The 23,816-nt window shown below is 68.2% G+C and carries 15 protein-coding genes and 1 pseudogene; 4 read left to right on the top strand and 12 right to left on the bottom strand.

The features are described 5' to 3' along the window. Nucleotides 1–67: 67 nt before the first annotated feature. From AB0H86_RS21005 to AB0H86_RS20975, 7 genes are all read right to left on the bottom strand, one after another. A complete protein-coding gene (locus tag AB0H86_RS21005) occupies nt 68–1,279 on the bottom strand; it encodes an aminotransferase class I/II-fold pyridoxal phosphate-dependent enzyme (RefSeq protein ID WP_362440510.1) in 1,212 nt (403 codons plus the stop codon). Between the two features lie 120 nt (nt 1,280–1,399). Further along, on the bottom strand, nt 1,400–2,296 hold the full coding sequence (locus tag AB0H86_RS21000) for a 3-hydroxybutyryl-CoA dehydrogenase (RefSeq protein WP_362440689.1): 897 nt from the start codon (nt 2,294–2,296) through the stop codon (nt 1,400–1,402). 276 nt (nt 2,297–2,572) lie between these two features. Beyond that, complete coding sequence (locus AB0H86_RS20995; protein WP_362440507.1) at nt 2,573–2,749, bottom strand: hypothetical protein; 177 nt, start codon at nt 2,747–2,749, stop codon at nt 2,573–2,575. A gap of 124 nt (nt 2,750–2,873) precedes the next feature. Then, nucleotides 2,874–5,903 carry a BTAD domain-containing putative transcriptional regulator gene (locus AB0H86_RS20990; protein ID WP_362440687.1) on the bottom strand — a complete coding sequence of 1,010 codons (3,030 nt, stop codon included), beginning with the start codon at nt 5,901–5,903 and terminating at the stop codon, nt 2,874–2,876. A gap of 154 nt (nt 5,904–6,057) precedes the next feature. Next, nucleotides 6,058–7,074, bottom strand: coding sequence for a phosphoribosylglycinamide synthetase (locus AB0H86_RS20985; RefSeq protein ID WP_362440504.1), 1,017 nt, complete (start codon nt 7,072–7,074; stop codon nt 6,058–6,060). A 400-nt stretch (nt 7,075–7,474) separates the two neighbouring features. After that, nucleotides 7,475–9,061 carry a serine/threonine-protein kinase gene (locus AB0H86_RS20980; protein WP_362440501.1) on the bottom strand — a complete coding sequence of 529 codons (1,587 nt, stop codon included), beginning with the start codon at nt 9,059–9,061 and terminating at the stop codon, nt 7,475–7,477. Between the two features lie 40 nt (nt 9,062–9,101). Then, a complete protein-coding gene (locus AB0H86_RS20975) occupies nt 9,102–9,659 on the bottom strand; it encodes an ATP-binding protein (protein WP_362440498.1) in 558 nt (185 codons plus the stop codon). 161 nt (nt 9,660–9,820) lie between these two features. On the opposite strand from AB0H86_RS20975, the pseudogene AB0H86_RS20970 reads away from it, so the two are divergent. Then, a pseudogene (locus AB0H86_RS20970) lies at nt 9,821–10,688 on the top strand (helix-turn-helix transcriptional regulator). Next, on the top strand, nt 10,685–10,897 hold the full coding sequence (locus AB0H86_RS20965; RefSeq protein WP_362440495.1) for a DUF397 domain-containing protein: 213 nt from the start codon (nt 10,685–10,687) through the stop codon (nt 10,895–10,897). Before AB0H86_RS20970 ends, AB0H86_RS20965 begins: the two are co-directional and overlap by 4 nt. Nucleotides 10,898–11,069: 172 nt before the next feature. Here the strand turns inward: AB0H86_RS20965 and AB0H86_RS20960 are convergent, their stop codons facing one another. The 5 genes from AB0H86_RS20960 to AB0H86_RS20940 all read right to left on the bottom strand — a co-directional run bounded on the left by AB0H86_RS20960 (nt 11,070) and on the right by AB0H86_RS20940 (nt 21,409). Continuing rightward, complete coding sequence (locus AB0H86_RS20960) at nt 11,070–12,383, bottom strand: hypothetical protein (protein ID WP_362440492.1); 1,314 nt, start codon at nt 12,381–12,383, stop codon at nt 11,070–11,072. A gap of 205 nt (nt 12,384–12,588) precedes the next feature. Continuing rightward, complete coding sequence (locus AB0H86_RS20955; protein WP_362440489.1) at nt 12,589–15,789, bottom strand: type I restriction endonuclease; 3,201 nt, start codon at nt 15,787–15,789, stop codon at nt 12,589–12,591. A 2-nt stretch (nt 15,790–15,791) separates the two neighbouring features. Next, the gene (locus tag AB0H86_RS20950) at nt 15,792–17,075 is read right to left on the bottom strand and encodes a restriction endonuclease subunit S (RefSeq protein WP_362440486.1); all 1,284 of its coding nucleotides are present in this window, start codon (nt 17,073–17,075) and stop codon (nt 15,792–15,794) included. Next, the gene (locus tag AB0H86_RS20945) at nt 17,072–19,081 is read right to left on the bottom strand and encodes a class I SAM-dependent DNA methyltransferase (RefSeq protein ID WP_362440483.1); all 2,010 of its coding nucleotides are present in this window, start codon (nt 19,079–19,081) and stop codon (nt 17,072–17,074) included. The genes AB0H86_RS20950 and AB0H86_RS20945 overlap by 4 nt, the downstream gene beginning before the upstream one ends. Before the next feature lie 90 nt (nt 19,082–19,171). Beyond that, nucleotides 19,172–21,409, bottom strand: coding sequence for an N-6 DNA methylase (locus tag AB0H86_RS20940; protein WP_362440480.1), 2,238 nt, complete (start codon nt 21,407–21,409; stop codon nt 19,172–19,174). A gap of 312 nt (nt 21,410–21,721) precedes the next feature. Here AB0H86_RS20940 and AB0H86_RS20935 point away from each other — a divergent pair, with 312 nt between their 5' ends. Together AB0H86_RS20935 and AB0H86_RS20930 are read left to right on the top strand one after the other, a co-directional pair. Then, nucleotides 21,722–23,005, top strand: a complete 1,284-nt coding sequence (locus tag AB0H86_RS20935; RefSeq protein ID WP_362440477.1) for a DNA sulfur modification protein DndB — start codon at nt 21,722–21,724, stop codon at nt 23,003–23,005. A 227-nt stretch (nt 23,006–23,232) separates the two neighbouring features. Further along, complete coding sequence (locus AB0H86_RS20930; protein ID WP_362440474.1) at nt 23,233–23,790, top strand: hypothetical protein; 558 nt, start codon at nt 23,233–23,235, stop codon at nt 23,788–23,790. Nucleotides 23,791–23,816 lie beyond the last annotated feature (26 nt).

The raw sequence follows: 23,816 nt of genomic DNA, 5'->3' as shown, positions 1-23,816 counted from the left end.
GCTCCCCTGTTGACGCTTGCATCGCGTCGCCTCATGGACTCTTGGACCTCGGTGGGCAGCCCGTGACTCAGCCGAGTTCGTTTCGCAGCTTCGTCAGCAACAGGCAGAAGCGGTCGATGTCGGCCTTTTCCATGTTGGCCCGCAGCATCAGCCGCAGGCCGGCCTTTCCACGGCCGATGACCGGGAAGAAGATCGGGGACGAGTAGAAGCCCTCCTCGAACAACCGCTGGGCGAGCTGGACCGTCAGCTCCTCGTCACCGAGGTTGACGTGCCGGATCGGCAGGCCGTCGCCGTGCTGCTCCGTGGTGATGTGGCTGTCGAAGAGCGCGATGTTGTCCTGCAACCGCTGCTGGAGATCCGTGAGTTCGGCGGTCCTGTGCAGTTCGGCCGAGGCGAGCACCGCTCCGAGTCCGGCGGTGTTGATCCGCTGGGACCACATGATGGGACCACCGTTGCGAATGGTGACGGTGCGCCTGCGTGCGGATCCGCGGGGGCCGAGGAACACCGCGCCGCCCGAGGCTCCGAAGCCCTTGTTCAGTGAGGTGATGATCAGCGTCTGATCGTTGATCTCACCCATTTCGGTCAGTACGACGCCTCGTCCCCGCTCGCCGACGGTGGAGGTGCCGTGCGCCTCGTCGAAGAAGAGGAACAGGCCGTACTTCTCCTGCAGGCGCAGCAGTTCCTTGACGGGCGCCTGACCGCCGGTGCTGTACACGCCGTCGGCGACGTACGCGACTCTCTTGTTCCGCTTGCAGAGTTCTTCGAGTGCCTCGACGTCGTTGTGCCGGACCGAGGTCACCTCGGTCTCGTCGGCCACGCTGGGCTTCATCGCGTTCAGACAGAAGTGCGCGTTGCGGTCGAAGACCATGAGCGGCGGCTCTTCGTCGGTGAACAAGCCCGAGGCGACCAGGGGCAGGGTGGCCCAGGCCGCTTCCGCGCAGGAGGCCACGGTGACCACTTCGGCGTCGAACAGCCCGGACAGTGCCTCCTCCGCGTTGCGCAGCGACTCGAACCGGACCCGCATGCGGGACGTCGAGGTATTCAGCGCGCCTTCGGCCAGAACGGTGTCCGCCGCGGCCCGGACGAGCCCGGGGTGGGTGTCCAGGCCCAGGTACGAGTACGAGGACATGTTGATGAACTCGCGTCCGTCATCTATCGCCCGGTGCTCTCCATCGCCGAGCCCCTTGACGACGACGTCGAACAGACCAGCCTCTTCCGTGACGTCCCAGAACACGTCACTGATCCGGGCGGACTTCTTGACATTGAGGAATGTGTGCATGGTTCGCTCTTTCACAGCCTTCGCTCGGAGAATTTCTTGCGGGGAACCTTCAGAAACGCTCGACAGTCGCCTCGAGACCGCCGGGGTGTCCCGGGGGCCGTCCGAGGAATCAGGAGCGGATCAGGAGTAGACGTAGAAGCCGCGGCCGCTCTTCCGCCCGCACCATCCGGTTTCGACCAGCCTCAGCAGCGACGGCGGAGTGGCGTAGTGGGGCTGCTTGAACTCCTCATGCAGCGAATCGGCGATGGCGACCACGACGTCGAGGCCGATCAGGTCGGCCAGCCGCAGCGGCCCCATGGGATGGGCGCATCCGAGTTCCATGGCCAGGTCCACCTGCTCCGCCGAGGCGGTGCCCGCCTCGACCAGCCTGACGGCCGCCAGCAGATACGGAATGAGCAGGGCGTTGACGACGAATCCGCTGCGGTCGGCGGTGCGCACGCACGTCTTGTCCAGTACGCCGGTCACGAACTGCTCGACACGGTCGGAGACCGCCTCGTCACTGAGCAGCGTCGGCACGATTTCGACCAGTCGCAGCGCACTGACGGGATTGAAGAAGTGAACGCCGATCACACGCTCGGGCCGACTGGTGACCTGCGCCAAAGTGGCGATCGAGAAGGAGGAGGTGGTTGAAGCGAGGATCGCCTCCGGCGCGACGACCTTGTCCAGAGCGCCGAAGATCTCGCATTTCACAGCCTTGTCCTCGACAGCGGCCTCGATGACCAGCTGCCGGTCGGCCAGTTCGCCCATGTCCATGGTGACGTGGATGCGCGCGAGTGCGTCGTCCCTCACCTGCTCGTCGAGCTTCCCTTTCGCCACCCGCCGGTCGAGGGACTCCGCGATGCGACGGGGCGCCCGGGCGAGCGACGATTCCCGGGAAACCGCCAGGCGAACGTCGAGACCACGCACGGCGCAGAGCTCGGCGATACCGGCGCCCATGGTCCCCGAGCCCACAATTCCTATGCGTGTGATGGGGCCCTGCTGTACATCACAGAGTGATTCGGCACGAGAAAGAGGCATGACAGACTCCCTCGGATCGGGTTGCGGGCATACAAGATGGGGTGGGATGACACATGACTCGTGAGCCATGACCGTAGGCAGCGCCTGAGACTCGAACGAGCGATCTCGTACGGATGACATGGACCGAGGGTGATCCGCTTTTGCGGGCTTGCGTCCTTGCCGAGCAGGCAGCTCGCGCCGGCGTGCGGCACGTCAACGCCCGGATATCGCGAGGGCCTGTGACTCTTCCGGCGAGCTGGACTAATAGGCCGCGATCAGTGGTCGCGGCCGACCAGCTCAGCCGTTGCCGTTGTTGTCAGGCGTCTCGAGAACGGTCACGTCCGTCGAAGGGGCGAAGGCGACGGTGCGCTGCTGGACCGTCTCCGGCGCGTCGGCGTCGGAGGAGGCCGTGAATCCCCCCAGAAGTGCGCCGAAAGCGATGACGGAGGCGGCGGCGACAGGGGCTAAGCGCATGAGCGAACTCCTTGGGACAGGCAGGCCGTTTTGACTCCTTCATGATTGCGATCTGCCTTCCCGGCCCGTTCCCCTCTGGACACCCGCCCGATCCCCGCGTCGTGGGCCGCCCGACGCGCAGGACTCACCGTGCGGTCTCCGGCACTTTCATGAGGGAGAAAAGGCTGTCCGCCGCCGAGCGGTGTTGCCGGGCCATCTGCGAGTGTCCCTGGGCCTCGGCGGTACGGCCAAGGTCCCACAGCGCGCACGCCTCGTCGTAGCGCAACTCCATACGGCAGGCGATCTCGTGGGCCAGCAGCTGCTGAGTCTGCGCCGTCTCCAGGTCACCCTGCGCGTACCGCACGCGCCCGACCGAGAGGTGCACAGTGGCGCGGTGGATGTCGTCGGTGCTGCTGGTGGCCTTGGCGAGTGCGTGGTCGGCGCTGTCCGACGCCTCCTCCAACTCTCCCATGCGTACCAACACGTCGGCTCTGCGGGCGAGTACGAGAGGCAGCACCGAGGGCATGCTGATGCGCCGGCACCGTTCCAGCGCCGCGTCAGCCCAAGCGAGCGCCGCTTCGAAGCGGCCGAGGCGCTCGATCGCCTGCGAGAGATTGCTCAGCGCGTCCACGGAGAGCTGGACCTCCTTGATCGAGTCGAAGATGGCCACCGCCCGCTCCGCCGACGCCGCCGCCTCATCGAACCGCCCGAGCCGCAACTGGACCAGGCTGAGCGTGCTCAGCGACGAGCCGTCGAGCCGAGTGAAGCTGAGCTCCTGCGCACGCGCGTTGGCCTCCTGGCACAGCTGCAGCGCGCGTTCCAGCTCCCCCATGCTGTTGCACGCCTGTCCCAGCCGGGCCCGGCATTCCGCCTCGCTGTGCACATCCTCCATCTGCCGGGACAGGTCCACGGCTTCCTCCAGTCGGGCGACCGCGTCGCTCAACTGCCCCAGCCGCCACTTCCCCATGGCCAGATTCATCAGGTTCAGCCGGGCCAACGACCGGTCCCCGAGTTCTCGCGACGCGCTGACACCCTTCTCCAGCGCCGCGTTCGCGCTGGCGTCGTAGCCGCGGATGCTCGAGTGGAAGCCCAACTCGCGCGGCAGCCGCGCAGCGTGCCACAGCAGTCCCTCGTGACACGCGGCGTCCACGGCCGCCAGCAGACTGTCGCGGTGTTGGTCGAGCCACTGGAGCGCCTTGTCCTTGTGGTCGAACTCGATTCGTCCCAGGCCCTTTTCGTCGTGGTCTCCGAAACGGCGCCGTCCGGGAAACAACGTGTCGCACGCGCGTTCCGCCGTGTTCAGGTAGTGATCCAGCAGTCGCCGCACCGCCTGCCCGTCCTCCGGCTCCGTCTGGCCCTGCGCGACCCGTTGCACGAAGCTGCGCACCAGATCGTGGAGTGCGTACACCCCCGGCTCCCTGGCCTCCAACAGCCTTACGTCGACCAGTCCTTCCAGCACGTCTTCGGCCGTCAGGACATCGGTGTCCAGCAGTGCGGCGGCTTCTTCGGCATCCAGATAGCGTCCGGGGTGGTGCCCCAGAAGCCGGAAGGCCGTTCGCTGTTCCCGGGGCATGGACTGGTACGACAGCAGCAGCGCCCCCGCCACGCCCCTTCCCTCGCTGGTGAGTTCGTCCAGGCGCCGGTCATGGTCCCGCAGCCGTTCGACGAGTCGCTGGAGGGTCCAGTGCGGACGGTTGGCCAGCCGGGCGGCGGCGATCCGGACCGCCAGCGGGAGTCCTCCGCACAGCCGCAGCAGTTGACGGGCCGCGACGGGCTCTCTTTCGACGCGCTCGGCACCGAGAATGTTGTTCAGGATCTGGTGGCTGTCCCGCTCCGGAAGGGCGCCCAGGGAGAGCCACTCGACTCCGTCCAGTCCGGTCAGTCGCGGGCGGCTGGTGATCAGGACCAGACTGTCGGACGAGGCGGGGATCAGCTGCCGCACCTGCTCCGAGGCGGCTACGTTGTCCAGCACCAGGACCATGCGACGGCCCCGCATGTAGGACTGCCACCGCGCGGCGCGTCCCGCCGGCGCCGTGGGCAGCTCCTCGCTGGAGATGCCGGCGGCGGCGAGCAGGTCTCCCTGTGCCTGGAACGCGCTGAGCGGTGTCTTGCCCGGTGTGAAGCCGTGCAGGTCGATGAAGAGATTGCCGTCCGGATACTGCTCAGCCAGTTGATGGGCGGCGCGGATGGCCAGTGCCGTCTTGCCGCCGCCGCCCATGCCGTCGACGGACAGGACCGTCGGTGCCCCCTCCGGGGCACGTCTGGCCGCATCGCAGACCCACTGCAACTCGGGGCTGCGGCCCGAGAAGTCGGGCACGTCGAACGGCAGCGCGTGCGGAGCCTCCGTCACCTGGTGCGGGACACGGGACGCGGCGCGTTCCGGGCGGGTGAGCGACGGGTCCTGGCGCAGGATGCGTTCGTGCAGTCCGGTCAGCTCCGTGCCCGGGGCGATGCCCAGTTCGTCCGCGAGGTGCCCTCGGGTACGGGCGTACTCGTCGAGCGCGGCGGCCTGTTGACCGGAGTGGTAGAGGGCGAGCATCAGCCGGCCGCGCAGCGTCTCACGCAGCGGATGCTCGTCGACGAGGACACGCAGCTCACTCGTTATCTCGGCGGCCTCGCCCGCGCCGATGCACAGATCGTAGAGCTGCTCGGCAGCGGTGAGCCGCTGCTCCTCAAGAGCCGTCGAGGCGGCGTCGACCACACGGCCGCCGGAACCGGACAGCACCGGACCTCGCCACAGCGCCAGCGCCTCACGCAACCGTGGGGTGGCCCGCTCCGTCTCCCTCGCGTCCAGTGATTCCCTGGCCTGTTTCAACAGTTGCTGGTGGCGCAGCAGATCGAGTTGCTCGGTGTCGACGACCGCGCGGTATCCGGGCCCGTCGGTGACGATGATCTCGGGGCCGTGCGGAATGCGGCCGCGCAGTTTGGCAACCGTCTTGCGCACCTGGTGCTCGGCGCTGTCCGGCGGTTCTTCGTCCCATGCCGCCGTCACCAGACGGGAGACGGGCACGACGCGCCCGGCCTCCAGAAGCAGCATCACGAGAACGCGCCGTTGCAGAGCCCCGTTGACCGATAAGAGTTCGCTGCCGCTGCGGACTTCCAGAGATCCCAGAATGGCGAATTCCGGTCTGGGACTCGTGCCGTCTTGAACAGGTCTCGATGTCGCGGCCCGCACCTTGTTCTCCCCCGTCAGCGATGAGATGGGACACACGTCACCGCGAGGGTAGATCATCTCGCGGAGCACATACTCCAGGCACGTTCGATCCTGCGTCCCCGCCCCTCCGTGCCTTCGCTTCGTTCAGAAGGAAAACACAACTACCCGGCGCACGTCATCGGGTGGCTGGCCGGATCTCGGCCACGAGGTCCTGTCGCGCCTTGGCGACTCGTTCGCGGGTTTGTTCCGGTGTGTCCCCCTCGACGACCACATAGGCGCGCCGGGCTCGTGGGTCGCCGACGGGAGCGACCCAGTCACCGACGGTGTACGGGAAGCGGGCTCCACGGACCCAAGGGGTCACGGCGATGTCCTCCGTTCCGGTGTACGTCTCCAGCCGCCCCTCGGGCAGCAGGAAGAACCCGACCTCCGCGTACTGGGAAGCGTTCGGCACGACCGGGCGGCTGCCAAGGAGGCCCTTGAAGACCGCCGCCTCCAGGTCGAACCCGCTCGCGGTCTCGATGAGCAGAGGGATGCGGTCGGCGCCCAGGTGCGCGCGGCAGGACACGATCCGCGGCCCGTGGGGCAGCAACGCCACCTCCGTGTGGGCCGGGCCGGAACGGTATCCGGTCGCCGTCAGCCGCTCCTCGACCGCCGCCCCGATGATCTTTCGTTCGTCGTCGGTCAACGGCGCCGGATGGAGGTAGCCCGTCACGAGGTAGTGCGGTGGCCCCGTGATGCGTTGAGCGGTCATCCCCACGACGTAGTGGGTCCCGTTCACGGTCAGCGTCTCGACGCTCACCCGGGGAGCCTCGGCAGGGACCCGGTCGTCCCCTTCGTGAACCTGGAGCCGTTCGTGCACCGCCGGGGGGTTCGGAGACAGGCCCAGCTGCCATGCCTCCCGGACCACCGGCAGCACGGAGCTGCCGTGTCCGCAGTGCAGCACGGTGTCGATGCCATGGCGCCGCGCGGTCCGCGCGATGGTTTCGCGCAGTCCGGTCTCGTCGGTGAAATCGGTCAGCAGCAATTCCTCGGAGACCTCTTCGACGCGCGGCGCGAAGTCGGCCTCAAGCTGCGACCGATCCCATACCGACCAGATATGGAACCCCAACTCGACTCCCTTTCGGACGAGCTGGTGACTCGGCATCACCAGGAGCAGCATGAACTGCGAGCTTCTAGGAGCGTGTGTACACATACATGCCACTATGTAGCGCGGCCTTCCCGTCGTGGTCCCCTTCTCTTCCCTCGGCGAGCGACATCGTCCGCCGACGGCTCAGCCCCCCGAGCCAAGGTCTTTTCGGACGAACCTGACGGTGGCAGAAAGCCGGGCTTCGCATGCGCCGGTGAGGAGTGTTGCAGCACCAGGATTGGGCGCCGGGACTGCTGCAGAAGCGGCAGCGGCGGCTCGTGGGACTGCTGGCCGACGAGTGGGATCTGTAAGGAGTCAGGGACAGCAGACTTCAGGGCTCATGCACCTGCAGGCTGTCGCTCACCCGGGGAGCCCGGCTCGTAAGTTGTGGTCACCGACGCGGCGCGGATCCGAACTCGTCGCGAGCAGCATGGTTTCGGCCGATGCTGCTTCTGGAGGACCCGGGTCAGGAAGCCGAACCGTCGAGGCCGAGGCGGATCACGGCGAGTGCCTCGGCGATCTCGACGGTCATCTCGTCGTCTGGGCCGAACACCATGCACATGTCCTGGTGGAGCGGTTCGAGGATCTGCCGGGCTTCGACGGCCCGGCCCTGGGCGAGCAGCAGCATCCCGATGTTGTGCCGCAGCTCCACGGCTTCCTCGCTCACGTCGCTGTCGACGGCCCGTACGACGTTCAGCACGCCCTGGAGCGCGGCGAGCGCGTCGGTGACCTGGCCGAGTTCGGCGCGGCACCGGGCCGCCTGGGCGCGGCAGGCGCGGGCCTGCTCGCCGGTGGGTCCGGCGATGCGGGCGTACGCGTCGGCGAGGGCCTCGAACTCGGGCAGGGCGGCCCGGTAGTCGCCACCGAGGAGGCGGATCGCCGCGCGCTGGCGGCGCAGCGCCAGGACCTGCTTGCTCTCGGAGCCCAGGGCGAGGGCCGCGGGTTCGATGACCTCGCCGAGCACCTCGGCGGCCTGCGCGAACCGCTCCTCCTCCAGCAGGGCGTCGGAGTGGGCGTACGCCTCCTTGATGTCCTCGCGCAGCTGGGCGGGGACGGGCACCGGCTGGGCCCTGGGGAGGACGGCTGTCGGCGTGGAACCGCCGGGTGCGGGAGCCTGGGCGCGGGCGCGGGGCGCGAAAGGGTGACGGAACACGCCTGTCGGATCGGGCGCGCCGACCGGCCCGGCGTCGGCTGTGCCGGGTTCTCCGCCTGGCGGCGGGAGGAACGGCAGCAGCCGCGCGTACACCTCCTGCGTGTCGGCGGGCCGCGCCTCGGGCGCCTTGCGCAGCAGGTGCAGGACCAGCTCCTCCATCGCCTCGGGGACGTCGGGCCGCAGCCGTCGCAGCGGGGTGGGGGCGGCGTTGACGTGCTGGTACATCAGCAGGTACTCGTTCTCCGCCTCGAACACGACGCGCCCGCTGAGGAGTTCGTGCAGTACGCAGCCCAGCGCGTACAGGTCGGTCCCCGGGGTGATGCGTCCGCCGCGGACCTGCTCGGGCGACATGTACTGGTGGGTGCCGATGGGGCTGCCGGTGGCGGTCAGCTTGGTGACGTCGGTGCGCAGGATCGCCGCGATGCCGAAGTCGAGGACCTTCACGGTGCCGTCACGGGCGACGAGGATGTTGCCCGGCTTGAGGTCCCGGTGGATGACCGGCACGTCGTGCGCGTACGACAGCACGGTCGCGACCTGCGCGGCGACGGCGGCCGCCCAGCTGACCGGCAGCGGCCGGCCGGGGTCTAGGTAGGCGGACAGTGGTACGCCGTCGACGAGCTCCATCACCAGGAACAGCCGCTCGTACGACGCGTCGAGCACCGCGTCGTACACCTGCGGCACGCCGGGGTGTTGGATGCGCGCGGTGATGCGGGCCTCGCGACGGAAGCGCTTGGCGAACTCCTCGGCCAGCTGCGGGGAGGTGACCGACGCCTGCCGGATGAGCTTCACGGCGACGGGCCGGTCGAGCACGGCGTCGTAGCCGCGCCACACGTCGCCCATGCCGCCGTGGCTGAGCTCCTCCAGGAGTTCGTAACGGTCGGAGATCGCCTCCTGCGGCACCTTGCCCCCGGTGTGCGTGATGAACAGTCACGGTCAGGGGTCAAGTGTGACCGCTGCGTCGATCTGCCGTCCAGGGATCGCGCTGCTCCACGGGTACGGGCTCGGCGATGGACGACGGGCAGGAGGGTGCGGCGACCGGTCGGCCTCCCGCCGGCAGGACGTACTCCGCCCAGACCGTCTTGCCGGTGCCGTCGGGGCGCGGGTGCCAGTCCCAGCGGTTGGCGAGGTGCTCCACCAGGAGCAGGCCGCGGCCGGTGTCGCCGAGGTCCGCGGGCGTCGCCACGACCGGTACGCCTTCGGTGCGGGTGTCGGTGACCTCGATCCGTACGGTCGTGGCGTTGCGGGCGAACGAGAGCTGGAAGTCGCGGCCGGGGACCCGGCCGTGCCGGACGGCGTTGGCGGCGAGCTCGGCGACGATCAGCGTCAGCGCGTGGTGCGTGTCGCAGTCGTAGGGGATGCCCCACGCGTCGAGCCGCTCCCCGGCAAGCCGCCGGGCGAGCCGCGCACCGCGCGGAGTGGAGCTGAACCGCATCGCGAAGTGGCCTGTGGGGCTGGTGGGTCGGGGGACGCGGTCGGGGGGAGCGGTCTCACTGATCATGCCCTCAACGCTCCCGGTGGTGGCGTAGCGCGACCAGTGGTGACGCGCCGTCGCGTTCCGGTTGTACGCGGCGGGGTGGGGTCTGTACGAGGCGCGCCGCGTGACCGGCTCGGGGCGGGCGAGTTGGGCCGGGGAACCGGGCCGGGGAGGCGGTGGAGCCCATGAATTCGGTGGAGTCGGTGGAGCAGAGCGAGGGCGAGCGGGAAGACGGCGGGCCGAGGCCGGAGGACGAGCCGGGGTCCGGCGTGGTGATGGCGTTCGGGCGGCAGTTGAAGCTGCTGCGGGTACGGGCGGGCCTGGAACGGCCGGAGTTCGGGAAGCTCACGGGCTACGCGGGCCAGTCGATCGCCTCCTTCGAGCAGGGCCGACGGATCCCCTCCCCCAGGTTCATCGACCGCGCGGACGAGGTGCTGGACGCCGGGGGCGTCCTCAAGGCACTGAAGGAGGAGGTGGGGCGGGCACAGTATCCGGCGTTCTTCCGGGACATGGCGCGGTTGGAGGCGAGCGCGGTCGGCCTGTCTGTGTACGCGGCTCTTGCGGTGCCGGGCCTGTTACAGACAACGGAGTATGCGAGGGCCGTCTTCCAGATGCAGCGCCCCCTGCTGGATGACGACGTCATTGAACAGCGGTTGGCGGCACGGATGGCGCGGCAGGAAATCTTCACTCGTCGCCCAGCCCCCCTTCTGAGCTTCATCATCGAGGAAGTGGTGCTGCGCAAGCCGATCGGTGGACTGGCAACACTCCGCGAACAGTTGGAGCAGATCCTGCTCGTGGGGCAGAACCGCAACGTGGAGATTCAGGTGATGCCCACCGACCGAGAGGACCATGCTGGGCTGGGCGGACCCTTCAATCTGATCGACAACGCCGACGGGCGACGAATCGCGTACCGAGGTCCAGGACGACAGTCGTCTGTACACCAGCGCCGGAAAGATCCGTGAGCTCGAAGCCCGATATGGCATTCTCCGGTCACAGGCACTCACCCCCTGTGAGTCGCTGGCCTTCATCGAGGAACTGCTGGGAGAGAAATGAGTGTTCAGCTCACCGAGTCGACTGTGCCGGTGTCGGCCTGGTTCACGAGTAGCTACAGCAGCGGCGGGGGTGGTGAGTGTGTCGAGGTCGCAGCCGCCGTCAACGGCATACACATCCGTGACTCGAAGGTCCGATCCGGACCGGTTCTGACGATCACTCCCGAGACGTGGGCCGGGCTCGTCCGGCTGGCCGCCGCCCAGACCATCTGAGCCGTACGTTCGTAGCCCCGAGCCCAGTCGCACAGGCGGCTGGGCCCACGTCCGGGGTCGTACTCCACCCACACGTCACACGGACACCGTCTGCGTCGCCATGTCCTCGACGGTACGCAGCTTGTCTATGGCGGATCGTAATGCGGGGCCGTCCTTGCTGAGGCGAGTGCGCCTACGCTTGCATGGGCAGCGCGGGGAACACGATCACCGAGCCGTCCTTGTTGCGGGCAATCTCGATCGCCACGTCTGTCGTGCGGCTGTTGACCATGACGCCGTCGCCCAGCTTGCGAATGCGGTCTGCCGCGCGCATCAGGCGATCGACTTCACCGGTCGTGAAGACGGGCCGCAAACCCTGCGGGCCTGCCAGCTCCAGCGCCGAAAGGTGCACCAGCACACCGGCGATGCTCGACTCCAGCTCGTCGAGGCGCTGTTGGTCGCGCTTGAGCTCGCGGGTGAAGTTCTCGAACATGTTGTCAGGGTTGTCCTGGGCATGCTCGACCGCCTGCAGGACGACGACCCGCCGCTTCAGCGCAATGGCCAAGGCGGCGAGTTCGAGGTGGGCTCGGAACGTGCCGCCATGCTCGTCGACGCCGAGGAACGACTTGGTCAGCGTGCTGATCTCGACGGGCTTGTCGTCAGGCAGCTTGTCGAGTGCGGTCTGCCACCGGGCAAGGCGGCGGTCAGCGGCGCCCAGAGCCGTGTTGATGGCATGTACCGCCGAGTCCAGTCCTAGCGAGATACCGAGTTTGCCCTGGTCGAGCAGAATGGCGGTGGCTTTGTCGATGGCATCGCGGCAGCCGTCGAGTTCGCTGTGCTCGTCTTCGAGCTTCTGCTCGTGCAGTTGCTCCAGCAGTTCTGTGATGTGTTCGATAGCCTGCTGGCGCTTGTAGTCGGCATGCGCGCTTACCCCCACCGCTACGGCCATGAGCACGAGCGGCGCGGCCACGGTGAGCGCCGCGCTGCCGGCGGCCGCGACGCCTGCTGTTGCACCGGCTCCACCGACTGCGCCTGCTGCGGCCGCTTTACCGACTGGCACGAACGTCGCATTGGCGGCGATGCCCGTCGAGTTCATGAGTGCACTGTGGATGCCACCGGCCGCCGCCTTCGACGCCATCGGGCGAACCATGCCCTGACCGAACTGGGCAGCAACCTTCGCCGGAACCACCATGCGATACAGGTTTTCGCCGGCAGCGGTCGCCCTGGCCGCCGTAAGGGAACTTCGCGTCGATTGCGTGATGAACTGTGACAGGTGCTGCGCCAGGGGACTCGCGGCATCGAGCGGGATGCCTCGGCTGCGGGCGAGCTTGGCGGGCAGCGGATGCATCTCCAGCGTGGCAATCGGCGCGTCGGCCAGGGCGGCCAGCACACCGCGCAGTTCAGCCAGGCGCTCAGCCGTCATCGGCTCGTCTCCGGCCAATGCGGGCACCCGGACGTCACCGGTCGCCAGTGTCCACACCGGAACGAGTGCCCTGCGGTCGTCAGTCATCGTCTCCCCCTCTTTTCCCACAACAACCTATGGCTTGCATCGGACAAGAACGGCATGAACCTCGTGCATTCGTTTACGGGCGCTGCCTGCCGGCGAACCGACGATAATCCGGACAAATCACGCCACATCAACCACAGGTGTCAGGCCGCAGACGAATCGAGGCCAAGGGGTGCCCCGGTCAGCATGTCCAGCCGGGGCGTACGGATCAGACGTCGTCGTCCAGCCCCTCCTCGCGGCGGATCATCCGCCACGCGGCCTTGCGGGCGCTGCGGTCCAGGCTGGACTTGAAGCCCTTGTCGGGGCCGAAGTACTGGCGGCCCATGCCCGCGATGGTGTCGATGTGGTCGGCCATCTTGTCCGCGAAGACGTTGTCGAAGACGAGCCCGAAGTTGTCCTCGTCGTTGACGACGGCCGCCGCCCGTACCTTCGGGTCGGCCTTGGCCTCCTCGAACGGCCGGATGACGTCCTGCTCGGTGAACTCGGTGCCAAAGCGTTCGTTGAACTTGTCGATCAACTGCGAGAGCAGCGACTTCTCCGCTTCCTTCGCGCCGCCTGAGCCGTCGCCGAAGCCCTGCATCGTTGTCGGACCCTCGGCAGTGAGGGAGACGTCGTACTCGCCGGTCTTCTCCACGCGCATGTGGCTGAGGTCGATCTCGCCTATGTCCACGCCGCCGTCCGCGCGGCGCGGCAGCCGGTTGAGGAGGTAGCGGCCGTAGAGGTGCAACCGCTCCAGCTCGGCATCCCGGTAGGGGACGATCTGCGCGAGGAAGCCGTACTTCCTGACGTAGTCGTTGAGGTCGGCGCGGAAGCCCTCGGCCGTCTCCTGGTCGTCCTCGTCGTCGCTTTCGAGCAGGGGCGTGAAGCGGGCGACGGCGGGGGAGAGCAGCCGGTACAACTCGGCGTGCAGCTTCTCCCACTTGGACTGTGAGCCTGCCGCCTTCTCCTTGGCGGCGAAGTACGCGGCGGCGAACTCGTCCATCTCCTGCCCGGACAGGATCGGCGCCTGCATGACCCGGCTCTGCGCGGTGTAGAGCAGGTTGGGGTCGGAGGGGAGGGTCATCGCCTCCTCGAAGTACGGGCGGAAGGACTCCTGTATGTCGTCGGCGTCGTTGACGAAGTCCAGTACCGCCAGGTCGGCCTGGGTCTTGCGCTCGGCGGTCCGGTTCAGCCGGGACAGGGTCTGGACGGCGGAGATGCCGGTCAGCGTCTTGTTGACGTACATCGTCGTCAGGAGCGGCTGGTCGAACCCGGTCTGATACTTCTCCGCGACGACCAGGATCTTGTACTCCCGCTGTCCCGCCCCGCCGGCTCGCGCGGCCTTGTCATCGGCGCGCGTGTACGCGAACGCCTTCGGCAGCGCGCTCTCCGACAGCCCGCCGTTCTCCTTCGGCTCGGTGGTCTCCTCGCCGTCGACGGTGAGCGAGCCGGAGAAGGCGACGAGGACACCCAGGTCCGGGTACTTGGTGTCGTAGTCCCGGTCCTTGACGTAGCTCTTGATGGCGCGCGCCATCTGCACGGCGGACTGCCGCGAGGCGGTCACCACCATCGACTTGGCCCGCCCGCCGAGACGGCCCCGGCTGTGCGCCACGAAGTGCTCCACGATCACCTGCGCGTGCTGCGCGACCGTCGAGTCATGGGTCAGCGCGTACCGGGCGAGCAGGCCGTTCGCCTTCGACGGGTCGACCTCCCGCTCGTCAGGGTTCTGGTTCACCAGCTTCCAGTACGTGTTGTACGTGACGTAGTTGCGCAGCGGGTCGAGGATGAAGCCCTCCTCGATCGCCTGCCGCATCGAGTACGTGTGGAAGGGCCGGTACGTCGCCTTGCCGTCGATGTCCTGGAGCGTGCCGAAGAGTTCGAGGGTCTTGGCCTTCGGCGTGGCGGTGAACGCGAAGTAGGAGAGGTTCGCGGCGCGGGAACGCTGCTCGGCCCTCTTCTTGAGCTGCTCGTCGAGGGTGGCGGCGGCCGGGGCCTTGACCGTGGTCGCGCCCGCGTCGTCCGAATCGGAATCCAGGCCGAGGTCACGTAGGGCTGACCGTACGGCGGTGGCTGCGTCGCCGGACTGCGAGGAGTGCGCCTCGTCCACGATGATCGCGAAGCGGCTGCCCTGGATCTCGGTGGGGTTGCGCTGGAGGTAGTCGAGCAGCGCCGGGAAGGAGTGCAGGGTGACGGTGACGATCTTCCCGGTGTCGCGGGAGAGGGCCTGGGCGAGCTGCTCGCCCTTCGCCCCGTGCTTCTCGTCGATCTTCACGACCAGGCCCGCGGTCTGCTCGAAATTGCCGACCGTTTCCCGGAGTTGCGCGTCCAGGTTGCGGCGGTCGGTGATGACGATGACCTTGTCGAAGACCGGCACGCCCGGCCTTAGGCCCTTGGCCACGGCCTCGGGGTCGAGCGCCGACGGGTCGGTAGGGGTGTGCAGGTCGCTGAGGCGGTGTGCGAGCCAGCCGATGGTGTTCGACTTGCCCGAGCCGGCCGAGGCCATGACCAGGTAGTCGTGTCCCGCGCCGTTCGTTGCGGCGTGCGTGGTGAGCTTCTTGACCGCGTCCCACTGCTGGAACCTGGGGAAGACCATCGTCTTGGTGGTGCCGCCGCCGGGCGACTTGCTCTTGTGCAGGTGCACGAACCGCTGGAGCAGGTCCAGCCAGTTGTCCGGCTGCCAGACGTGTTCCCAGAGGTAGGAGGTCGCGTACGTGCCGTAGGCGGTCGGGGCCGGATTGCCGGCGCCGCCCGGCTGGCCGGGGCCGCTGGAGCCGGTGTTGAACGGGAGGAAGCGGGTGTTCTTGCCCTTGAGCTGGGTGGCGACGAATACCAGGTCCGGGTCCACGGCGAAGTTCGCGACGACCCGGCGCGTGAAGATCAGCTCGGTCGGGTCGCGGTCGGTGCGGTACTGCTCCTTGGCCTGCTCCACCCCTTGCTTCGTCAGCGGGTTCTTCAACTCGGCCGTGGCGACCGGGATTCCATTGAGGAAGAGGGCGAGGTCGAGCCGGTTGCCCCAGTCGGCCTGCTTCGTCGCGTACTCGAGCTCGCGGACGACGGTGAGGCGGTTGGCCCGGTAGCCGTCGAGCACGGAGTCGTGGGCGACGAGGTTCGGCTTGAAGTACGCGACGCGGAGGAGGACACCGCGGTCCTTGACGCCGTTGCGAAGCACGTCGAGGAGCCCGTTGGTGGCGATGGCCTGGTCGAGGCGACCGGCGAACCCGCGCTGCGCCTCGTTCGGGTCGCCGCCGTAGACGGTGAGCAGCTCGCTCCACTCCTCGGGCTGGGTCGCCCCGATGAAGGTGAACAACTCGTTGGTGTCCAGGCCGAGATCGGCCCGGTAGTCCTGCGGACGCGCTTCGCGCCAGCCGCGCTCGACCATGGCGGCGACGATGGCGTCACCGAAGGCGGACTCCGTGTGGATGGGGCTCATGGCTATGCGCTCACTCCGTCCGTTACGTTGCGTCCGCTGGCGGTGGCTACGTCGAACTGCCCGGTCACGGCAGCGGTGATCAGGGCCTGGCGGCGTTCAGAAAGAAGGTCGAGCTGAGTCGTGAGTCTCTCCTTCGCGCGCCGGACGCAGTCCAGCTTCGTATTCACCTCTCGGACCAGGGCTTGTTGCTTGGCGACGGGTGGGAGCGGGACAGGGAAACTCAAGATCTTGCTGCTGTTGGTTGATGCCAAGTTCGTGGTGCGGCTGCCCGTGCTCTCGAAGTAGCAACGCCCGTGCACAGTCTGTGTCATCAGAGCCAGGTAGTGTCCGTCCAGGCGGGACTCGTCCACGCGGAGCGCGAAGATGTGGTTCTGGTGCAGGCAATTCGGGAGCTCGCCGTTCCACACCGTCCCGCGGCCGAGTTTGTCGAGGTCGCCGCCTTCGGTCATGAGGACGTCACCGGGACGGAGTGTGCTGCGGCTGGCGACTGCTCGGGGGACAGTGATCTCGGCGACCGAGTCGAGATTGACGTATCCGGCTTGGACGTTGGCCACACGAAGGTACGGGCGCGTCAGCACGTCTCCCGTCACGTCGCGCTTCCCGTCGACTGTGAGGCCATTCTGAATGCGGCAGATGTAGCCGAGCCGCACCAGGGGGTGGACCGAGGAGACAGCCGGGAGCCACGGCCACGGGCCTCGCTCGAGCGGGTGGGTCAGGATGCCCGGGATTAGAGTCTCGGAGACATGCGCATAAGCTCGCTCGTCAATCAGCGAATGCTGTGCTTGACGCTTCCGTACCAACAGGTCGATGCGGGCGGTCTCGGCGTTGAGGAAGTCGGCGATGCGGCGCTGCTCCTCTAGCGGGGGTACAGGCATCGGAAGGTTCTGGAAGGCCTCAATGTCAATTGCCTGACCTTGCCGGATCCCCTGGGTGACGTTCGCCAGATGGGAGATGAGCAGGCTGGATCGGAAATAGTGCTTGAAGAATCTCGGATCCAAGTCGCCTGCTGACCGCAGAACCGTGTATGCCGGGCTCACGATGCCCCGCACGGCGGAGTGTGAAATCCCGTGTTGGAAGGACCGCAGGCCGATGACGAAGTCGTCTGGCTCGACGAGCTTGTAGTTACTGACGTTGGAGTCCGGGTTCCACACTGAGAAGTCCAGGTCGCTTCGCAGACTGACGCCATCTTTGGTTGCGGAGGCCAAGGGGGCGTCAGCGCCTCGTACGTCGCGACGCGAGAAGGAGAAGCGAGCTCGGCGAGTCTGCCAGTTGGCGGGAAACGTCATTTGGTCACCTCACCCAGCAGGGTCTGGATCTCCGCCTCAAACGACTTCAACTCCGCATCGATCTCGGCCAGCGGCCTGGGCGGCTTGTACATGTAGAAGTGCCGCGTGAACGGGATCTCGTAGCCGATCTTCGTCTTCGTGTGGTCGATCCACGCGTCCGGGACGTGCGGCAGCACCTCGCGCTTGAGGTACTCTTCGACGTCCTCGCCGAGCGGCACGTTTTCGTAGTCCCGCAGGTCCGTGTCCGGCTCCGCCACGCCCTTGACCTTCTGGATCTCGCCCTCCGGGTCCCGGACGCCGATCGTCTCCCGTACCGCCTTCGCGAACGGCGCGCCCGACGGCCAGGTCAGGCCAGCCGCGACCACCGCGTCCTTGAGTGCGATGAACGCCTCGGACTTCGTCGTCCAGGACGAGCCGAGCAACGTACTCACCGCCGCGACGAACTCCTCACTCCGCTCCAGCTTCGCGACCGGCTTGGCCTCCGCCAGTGCGGCCAACGTCTCCTCCGTGACCTCGAAGCGCAGCTTCAGCGGCCGTTCGACGGTGATGCGCTGGTAGCCGAAGTCCTCGTTGGCGAAGACCTTGGCCTTGCCGTGCAGCGGGTGCTGGGGAGCCTTCGCGACCTGGAGGGCCTCCGCGTACAGGCGGGTGATGTCGCCGATGTGGTTGGGCCGGCCGTTCGTCCCGTCGCCGAGTTCCTTGCGTTTGTCGCCGAGCGACTTGCGCATCTTCTGCCACTGGTCGCGCGCGTCGAGCAGGACGACCTTGCCCTTGTGGTCAGCGTCCTTGCGGTTGGTGAGGATCCAGAAGTACGTGGAGATGCCGGTGTTGTAGAAGAGCTGGTCGGGGAGGGCGACGATGGCCTCCAGCCAGTCGTTCTCCAGAATCCAGCGGCGGATGTTGGACTCGCCGGACTCGGCCGCGCCCGTGAACAGCGGGGAGCCGTTGAAGACGATGGCGATGCGGGAGCCGCCCCCGCCGTTGACGTCCACCGGCTTCATCTTCGAGATCATGTGCTGGAGGAAGAGCAGCGAGCCGTCGTTGATGCGCGGCAGACCCGCGCCGAAGCGGCCGGCATCGCCGAGCGACTTGTGCTCGTACTCGACCTCCTCCTTGACCTTCTTCCACTCCACGCCGAACGGCGGATTGGCGAGGATGTAGTCGAACCTGCGGCGGGCGTGGCCGTCGTCGGAGAAGGAGTTGCCGAAGCGGATGTTCTCCGGGTCCTGGCCCTTGATCATGAGGTCGGACCGGCAGATCGCCCAGGACTCGGGGTTGAGCTCCTGCCCGTACACCTCGACCGTCGCGTCCGGGTTGAGGGCCTTGATGCGGTCGTCGGCGGCGCTGAGCATGCCGCCCGTGCCGCAGGCCGGGTCCATGACCGTGCGGACGACACCCGGCAGGCTGAGGGCGTCCGCGTCAGGCGCCACCAGCAGGTTGACCATCAGTTTGATGACCTCGCGCGGGGTGAAGTGCTCACCCGCGGTCTCGTTCGACTGCTCGGCGAAGCGGCGGATCAACTCCTCGAAGATGTAGCCCATGTTGTGGTTGGGCACGACATCGGGGTGCAGGTCGAGGTCGGTGAACTTGCCGATGACCTGGTAGAGCAGGTTGGCGCCGTCGAGCTTCTTGACCTGCTGGTTGAACTCGTACTTGTCGAGGACCTCGCGGGCGTTGTCGGAGAAGGCGCCGACATAGATCTGCAGGTTCTTCGCCGCGTTCTGTGGGTCGGCCGCGATCTTCCGCAGCGTCAGGTCGCTCTTGTTGTAGAAGGAGTGGCCAGAGGCCTTGCGCAGGAAGTGGCCGGTGTCGATCTCCTGGCCCGCGAACTTGGCGACGGTCTCGACGACCTTCTCGCGCGTCGGCTCCAGGACGCACTCCAGGCGGCGCAGGACGGTGAACGGCAGGATGACCTTGCCGTAGTCGGACTGCTTGTAGTCGCCGCGCAGGAGATCGGCGACGGACCAGGCGTGATTCGCCAGCTCCGTGTGCTTGCTGCTGTTCAAGAGGTCCCGGCTTCCTTTCGAAGAGCACCGTCCGGGCGTGGGACGGCAGGGATCCAGTGTGGTCGTGTGCGGTGGGACGTGTCGGGCGTTTCAGGCGGAACGACTGTCCGGGGTGCCCGGGGTGCCCGGGGTGTCCGGTGGCAGGAGTACGCCGGCGGTGAGGCCGGTGGTCAGGGTGGCCGCGGTGTCGGCGGCGAGGTCGGCGGTTCGGCGGACGGCCGCGCGCAGCTCGTACACACGGCGAAAGGCCTCGCCGTAGCGCCGCTGTTCCTCCAGGGGCAGCAGCGGTACGCGCAGGCGGCCCGGTGTGACGTGCACGAGGGTGCTGCCGGTGGACGCGGAGGCGATGTTGTCCTCGGCGCCGAGGAATCCGGCCAGGAACCACGGGTCGAGACGGGCCGGGTCGGGGCGCAGGAGATGGACCTGTGGCCCGAGCAGGGCTCCGGCGTCCCGGTCGTCCGCGACCCGGGTCATCGCGGCCGCGTCGCCGCCGCCCGCGACGCCGCGTACGAGGACGTCCCCGGCGGCGACGGGTTGCGCTGTGTCGGCGTGGATGTCAACGGCCCCGCTGGACGGGGGGTTTCCGGCGGAGATGTCCTTGGCGGTGATGACCGGCCGGTCCACGGTGGGAGCGGCGGGACCCTTGGAGCCTCGCGTGCCGGGCGCCGCCGCCCGGAGCACGGTCAGGGCCCCGCCGCGTGCCAGGTCGGAGATGGTCGCCGTACGCCACTCGCGGGCCGAGGCCCCGGACGGCTGCCACCCGCCGGACGCGGAGGCGGCCGCCAGGGCGGCTACCTGCTCGGCCAGTTGCTCGTGCAGGTCGTGGACGCGGCGGGCCAGTGCGGCCGGGTCGATGTCGGCCGCGGTCGCCCGGACGTGGCGGGCCGGGGTGACGTCGACGACGTCGTCGAGGAGGTCGACGAGCGGCACCGCGCGGGCGACGCCGGGCTCGTCGGCGTAGGTGTCGGGGGCGGGGGTGAACGCGGCCCACTGGGCGAGGACCCGGTCGGTCAGCCCCGCCCAGTCGAAGGAGGAGGCGGAGGCAGAGGCGGAAGAGGCGGGGGCAGAGGAGGCGGCGGAAGAGGAAGAGCCGGATCGGCGGGGGCGTGAGCCGCCGCGGGTGCCGACGCCGGCCGTGGCCGTGTCGGGGGCGGACGGCGTGCCCGTGGCGCCGTCCCGCTGCTCGCCCTCCCCGTCGACGAACAGCACCGTCGTACGATCCGTGCCGCCCGGCTCGGGGCGTTGGAACACCCAGATCTGCAGGCCGATGTGGAGCGGATACGCGGCACGCGCCGGAAGTGAGACAACGGCGCGCAGGGCCCCGCTGCGGATGAGTTCCGCGCGGACGCGGCGGCCGGAGGAGCGGAAGGCGAGCGCGGGCGGCAGCAGCATGACCGCGTAACCGCCGGGCTCCAGGTGCGCGAGGGCGTGTTGCACCCAGGCCAGTTCGGATTCGAAGCGCGGCGGGAGTCCGTACGACCACCTCGGGTCGTAGGCCAGCTCGTCGTGACCCCAATCGCGGTCGGCGAACGGCGGGTTGCACAGGACGGCGTCCACCGTGACGTCGGGGAAGGCGTCGGCGCGCAGGCTGTCGCCGACGCGGATCGCCGTCTCGGCCTCGGGCGCGGCGAGCAGCAGCCGGACCGCGGTGCGCTGGCCCTGGACGGGGAGCGAGTCCTGCCCGTACAGCTCCTGTGCGCCCTGCCGGGCGGCGGCGGAGAGGAGCGTACCGCTGCCGCAGGCGGGGTCGAGGACGCCGGACGCGCCGGCGGGCAGGAGCCGTGCCATGAGCAGGGCCAGGCCCTCCGGGGTCTGGTAAACGCCGCTGGCGGCGCCCTCGTCCAGTTCGCGTTCGGCGAGGACGTCGACGGCGGCCTGTGCCCCCGCCTCACGGACGCAACCCAGCAGCGCGCGGACCGCGCCCGCGTCGTCCAGGCCGTAGCGGACCGGGTCGGCCTCCGGTACGGCTACCGGGAGCTCGCCCGCGGTCTTCTCCGCTCGGGCGATCAGCTGGTCGTCGGGCAAGGCGGCGAGTTCGGCGAGCTCCTCCGGCGTGCGGCGGGACGCGGCAGCCACCAGTGGGAACAGTCGCGCGGCCACACCCGAGCCGGGTCCCAGTAGCCGTAGCGCCGTACGCAACTCCTCGGTCGGCGAGGCGGTGGAGGTGTGCCCACGTCCCCGCAGCCATGCCTGGACGGCCGGCAGGTCGTAGAGCGGGCTGGTTTCCGTGCCTCCGCTGGGGGCCGGGAAGTCGTCGTGGCGGCGGCGCCAGTTGCTGACGGTGGCGCGCGTGACCCCTGCGATGCGGGAGATCTCGGCGGCTGTCACGTGCGCGGAGGGCGCAAGTTGGGCTGGTGGCTGCTGGGGCATGGCGTGGGGTTCCGCACCTCTCGGGCCAGTCGGATAGTGGACGGTTAACACATTACAGCGGTCGTCAAGTCCGGCAAGTTGTTTGACGATGCTTTCAGTGTCATGCTTATCTAGTCCTGCTTCCGAGTGGAAGCGGCGGCCCGAGGCGCTCTGCTGAGTCCGTGCCGCGCATCCGATCTCTTCAGATCCCTGCCGATCCCAGCGGGCGTCACGCGCCGCCTGCCTCTCCCACTGCCCCCGAGGGCTACCTGCTCGGAAAGGAAGTCAGCCATGACCATCACTGTCGACTCCTCGCGCCTCTCCCTGGTGCGTGAGGAGTCCACTTACCTGGCGATCCGCACCAGCCAGGGCGGCCGGACCGTCTACACGACGCGCATTCCGCTCGCCGACCTCTCGGTCGTCCTCACCATCCCGGACCCCGCCAAGCCGGACCCGGACAACCGCAAGGTGGACATCACTCACGCCAAGGGCTTCGGCCAGTACCTCGCCGACAACCCCAGGTGGGTGGCTCCGGCCCTCCTCATCCGCGACACCGGCGGCTGCCGCTTCGAGCCGATCAGCGAAGACGGCTCGGTCGGCTACCTCACTGTCCCGTGGTCCATCGGCGGCATCGGACGCCTGATCACGATCGACGGCCAGCACCGCATCCTCGGGGTCCACCTGGAGAAGAAGCGCATCACGGACGAGGTCTCCCGCATCGACCGGGAGATCCACCGCGCCAACGAGGCCAAGAAGGCGAAGCTGGAGCAGGACCGCGAGGCGCTGATCGGCCGAATGCAGCGACTCAAGGACGAGTTCGTCGGCATCGACATCTACGTGGAGCCCGACGGCGTCAGCGGCCAGCAGATGTTCGTCGACGTCGCGGACAACGCCAAGGGGATCTCCGGTGCCGTCCGGGCCCGCTTCGACACCTCGCGCATCGCCAACCGCACGCTCAGCGACATCGTCGTCCACCCCCTCTTCCTGGGCAAGGTCGACATCGAGCGGGACCGGATGACGCTGATCAACCGCAACCTGATGGGCGCCAAGCACGTCGCCGACATCACGCGGGCCGTCATCGCCGGTCCCGGTGGCCGTGTCAGCAAGAAGGTCGAGTCGCTGACCGACAACGAGGTTATCGAGAGCGTCCGCGGCTTCTTGGATGTCATCTCCATTGCTTTCACCGCGCTCGCGGAGATCACTGAGGAGGACGTGGACAACTACGATCCCTCGCTCTCCGTCAAGAAGAAGAACGAGCCGCCGGCTCCCCCCACCAAGGCCATGAGGCTGCGAGAGTCCTCGCTTCTGGGCTCGGTGGGCATGCTCCGCGTCCTGGGCGGCGTCTACCGCAACCTGAAGGAGGACGGAGCCGAGGACGGTGACATCCAGGAGTTCTTCAAGCGGCTCGACCGGCACATGACCGCCCCCGTCACCGAGGACAGCATCTGGCGCACCACGGACGCGAACGAGGACTTCGAGCCGAATGCCTCCGCCCCGATCATGCGTCAGCAGAACGTCGTGCACCTGACCAAGGTGATCACGGACTGGTACAAGAAGGCCCCGGCTGCTATCTGACCCACCAGCAGCACCGGAGCTCCTCCGCGATCTGGCGGATTCCAGGGGGCATTGCAACGCATTGATGGCGCCTGACCCACACGACCAGTTCGACGGGCGTCACGCGCTGCTCGCCCTCTTTCCCGCTGTCCCGTCGCGAAGTCAAGGAGGCAACAACTGTCATGGGTCGTCGTTCTCCCCTCGCCCACGCACCGCGCCCCGCCACGTTTGCTTGCCGCCAGGTGTGCGTGAACGAAAGGGTCAAGGCCGTCGCCGGGCCGATCGTGCTGGCCACGGACGCCTCGGTCGGCCCGGACCGGGTGGCCTCCGGCTACCTCGCCACCACCGGCCCCACCGGTCTGCGCGCCCACCTCTACCCGAAGCACCTCGTACGACCCCGCTCCGGCGTGGTCGTCACCGAACTGCGCGCCGTGTACTGGGGCCTCAAGACGGTCCTCCACGCACACCCCGGCCGACCCATCGAGGTCCGCGTGGACAACCTGCAGGCGCTGCGGCACCTGCACAGCTGGCAGCAGGGTGGGACGAACATGCCCGAGGGCTACGACACCCACCTGCGCGCCCAGGGCCGCCAGCCCACCCTGGTCAAGCTGCAGTTGCTCGCCGAGTACACCCCTCACTTGACCTTCGTCCACGAGAAGGCCCACGCCGGTCACCCCCTCAACGAGGCCGCCGACTCCCTGGCCAAACTTGGCCTGCGCTGCGTGCGCGGCACCGTCCCGCGCACCGAACTCCCGCGCCTGGTCCCGCTGTGGGCTACAGGCGCCCTCGCCGCCTGGGCCGCCTGACGCACATTCCAGTTTCACACGTCACA

Source organism: Streptomyces sp. NPDC050997 (assembly GCF_040660135.1).
Classification (GTDB): domain Bacteria; phylum Actinomycetota; class Actinomycetes; order Streptomycetales; family Streptomycetaceae; genus Streptomyces.
This window is presented reverse-complemented; position numbering and strand designations above follow the sequence as displayed.

Excerpts from the sequence above, each read along its gene's own strand:
- AB0H86_RS21000 (WP_362440689.1), bottom strand. The coding sequence starts at position 2,296 with ATGCCTCTTTCTCGTGCCGAATCACTCTGTGATGTACAGCAGGGCCCC.
- AB0H86_RS20985 (WP_362440504.1), bottom strand. The coding sequence starts at position 7,074 with ATGTGTACACACGCTCCTAGAAGCTCGCAGTTCATGCTGCTCCTGGTG.
- AB0H86_RS20955 (WP_362440489.1), bottom strand. The coding sequence starts at position 15,789 with ATGAGCCCCATCCACACGGAGTCCGCCTTCGGTGACGCCATCGTCGCC.
- AB0H86_RS20995 (WP_362440507.1), bottom strand. The coding sequence starts at position 2,749 with ATGCGCTTAGCCCCTGTCGCCGCCGCCTCCGTCATCGCTTTCGGCGCA.
- AB0H86_RS20950 (WP_362440486.1), bottom strand. The coding sequence starts at position 17,075 with ATGACGTTTCCCGCCAACTGGCAGACTCGCCGAGCTCGCTTCTCCTTC.
- AB0H86_RS20960 (WP_362440492.1), bottom strand. The coding sequence starts at position 12,383 with ATGACTGACGACCGCAGGGCACTCGTTCCGGTGTGGACACTGGCGACC.
- AB0H86_RS20975 (WP_362440498.1), bottom strand. The coding sequence starts at position 9,659 with ATGATCAGTGAGACCGCTCCCCCCGACCGCGTCCCCCGACCCACCAGC.
- AB0H86_RS21005 (WP_362440510.1), bottom strand. The coding sequence starts at position 1,279 with ATGCACACATTCCTCAATGTCAAGAAGTCCGCCCGGATCAGTGACGTG.
- AB0H86_RS20935 (WP_362440477.1), top strand. The coding sequence starts at position 21,722 with ATGACCATCACTGTCGACTCCTCGCGCCTCTCCCTGGTGCGTGAGGAG.
- AB0H86_RS20965 (WP_362440495.1), top strand. The coding sequence starts at position 10,685 with ATGAGTGTTCAGCTCACCGAGTCGACTGTGCCGGTGTCGGCCTGGTTC.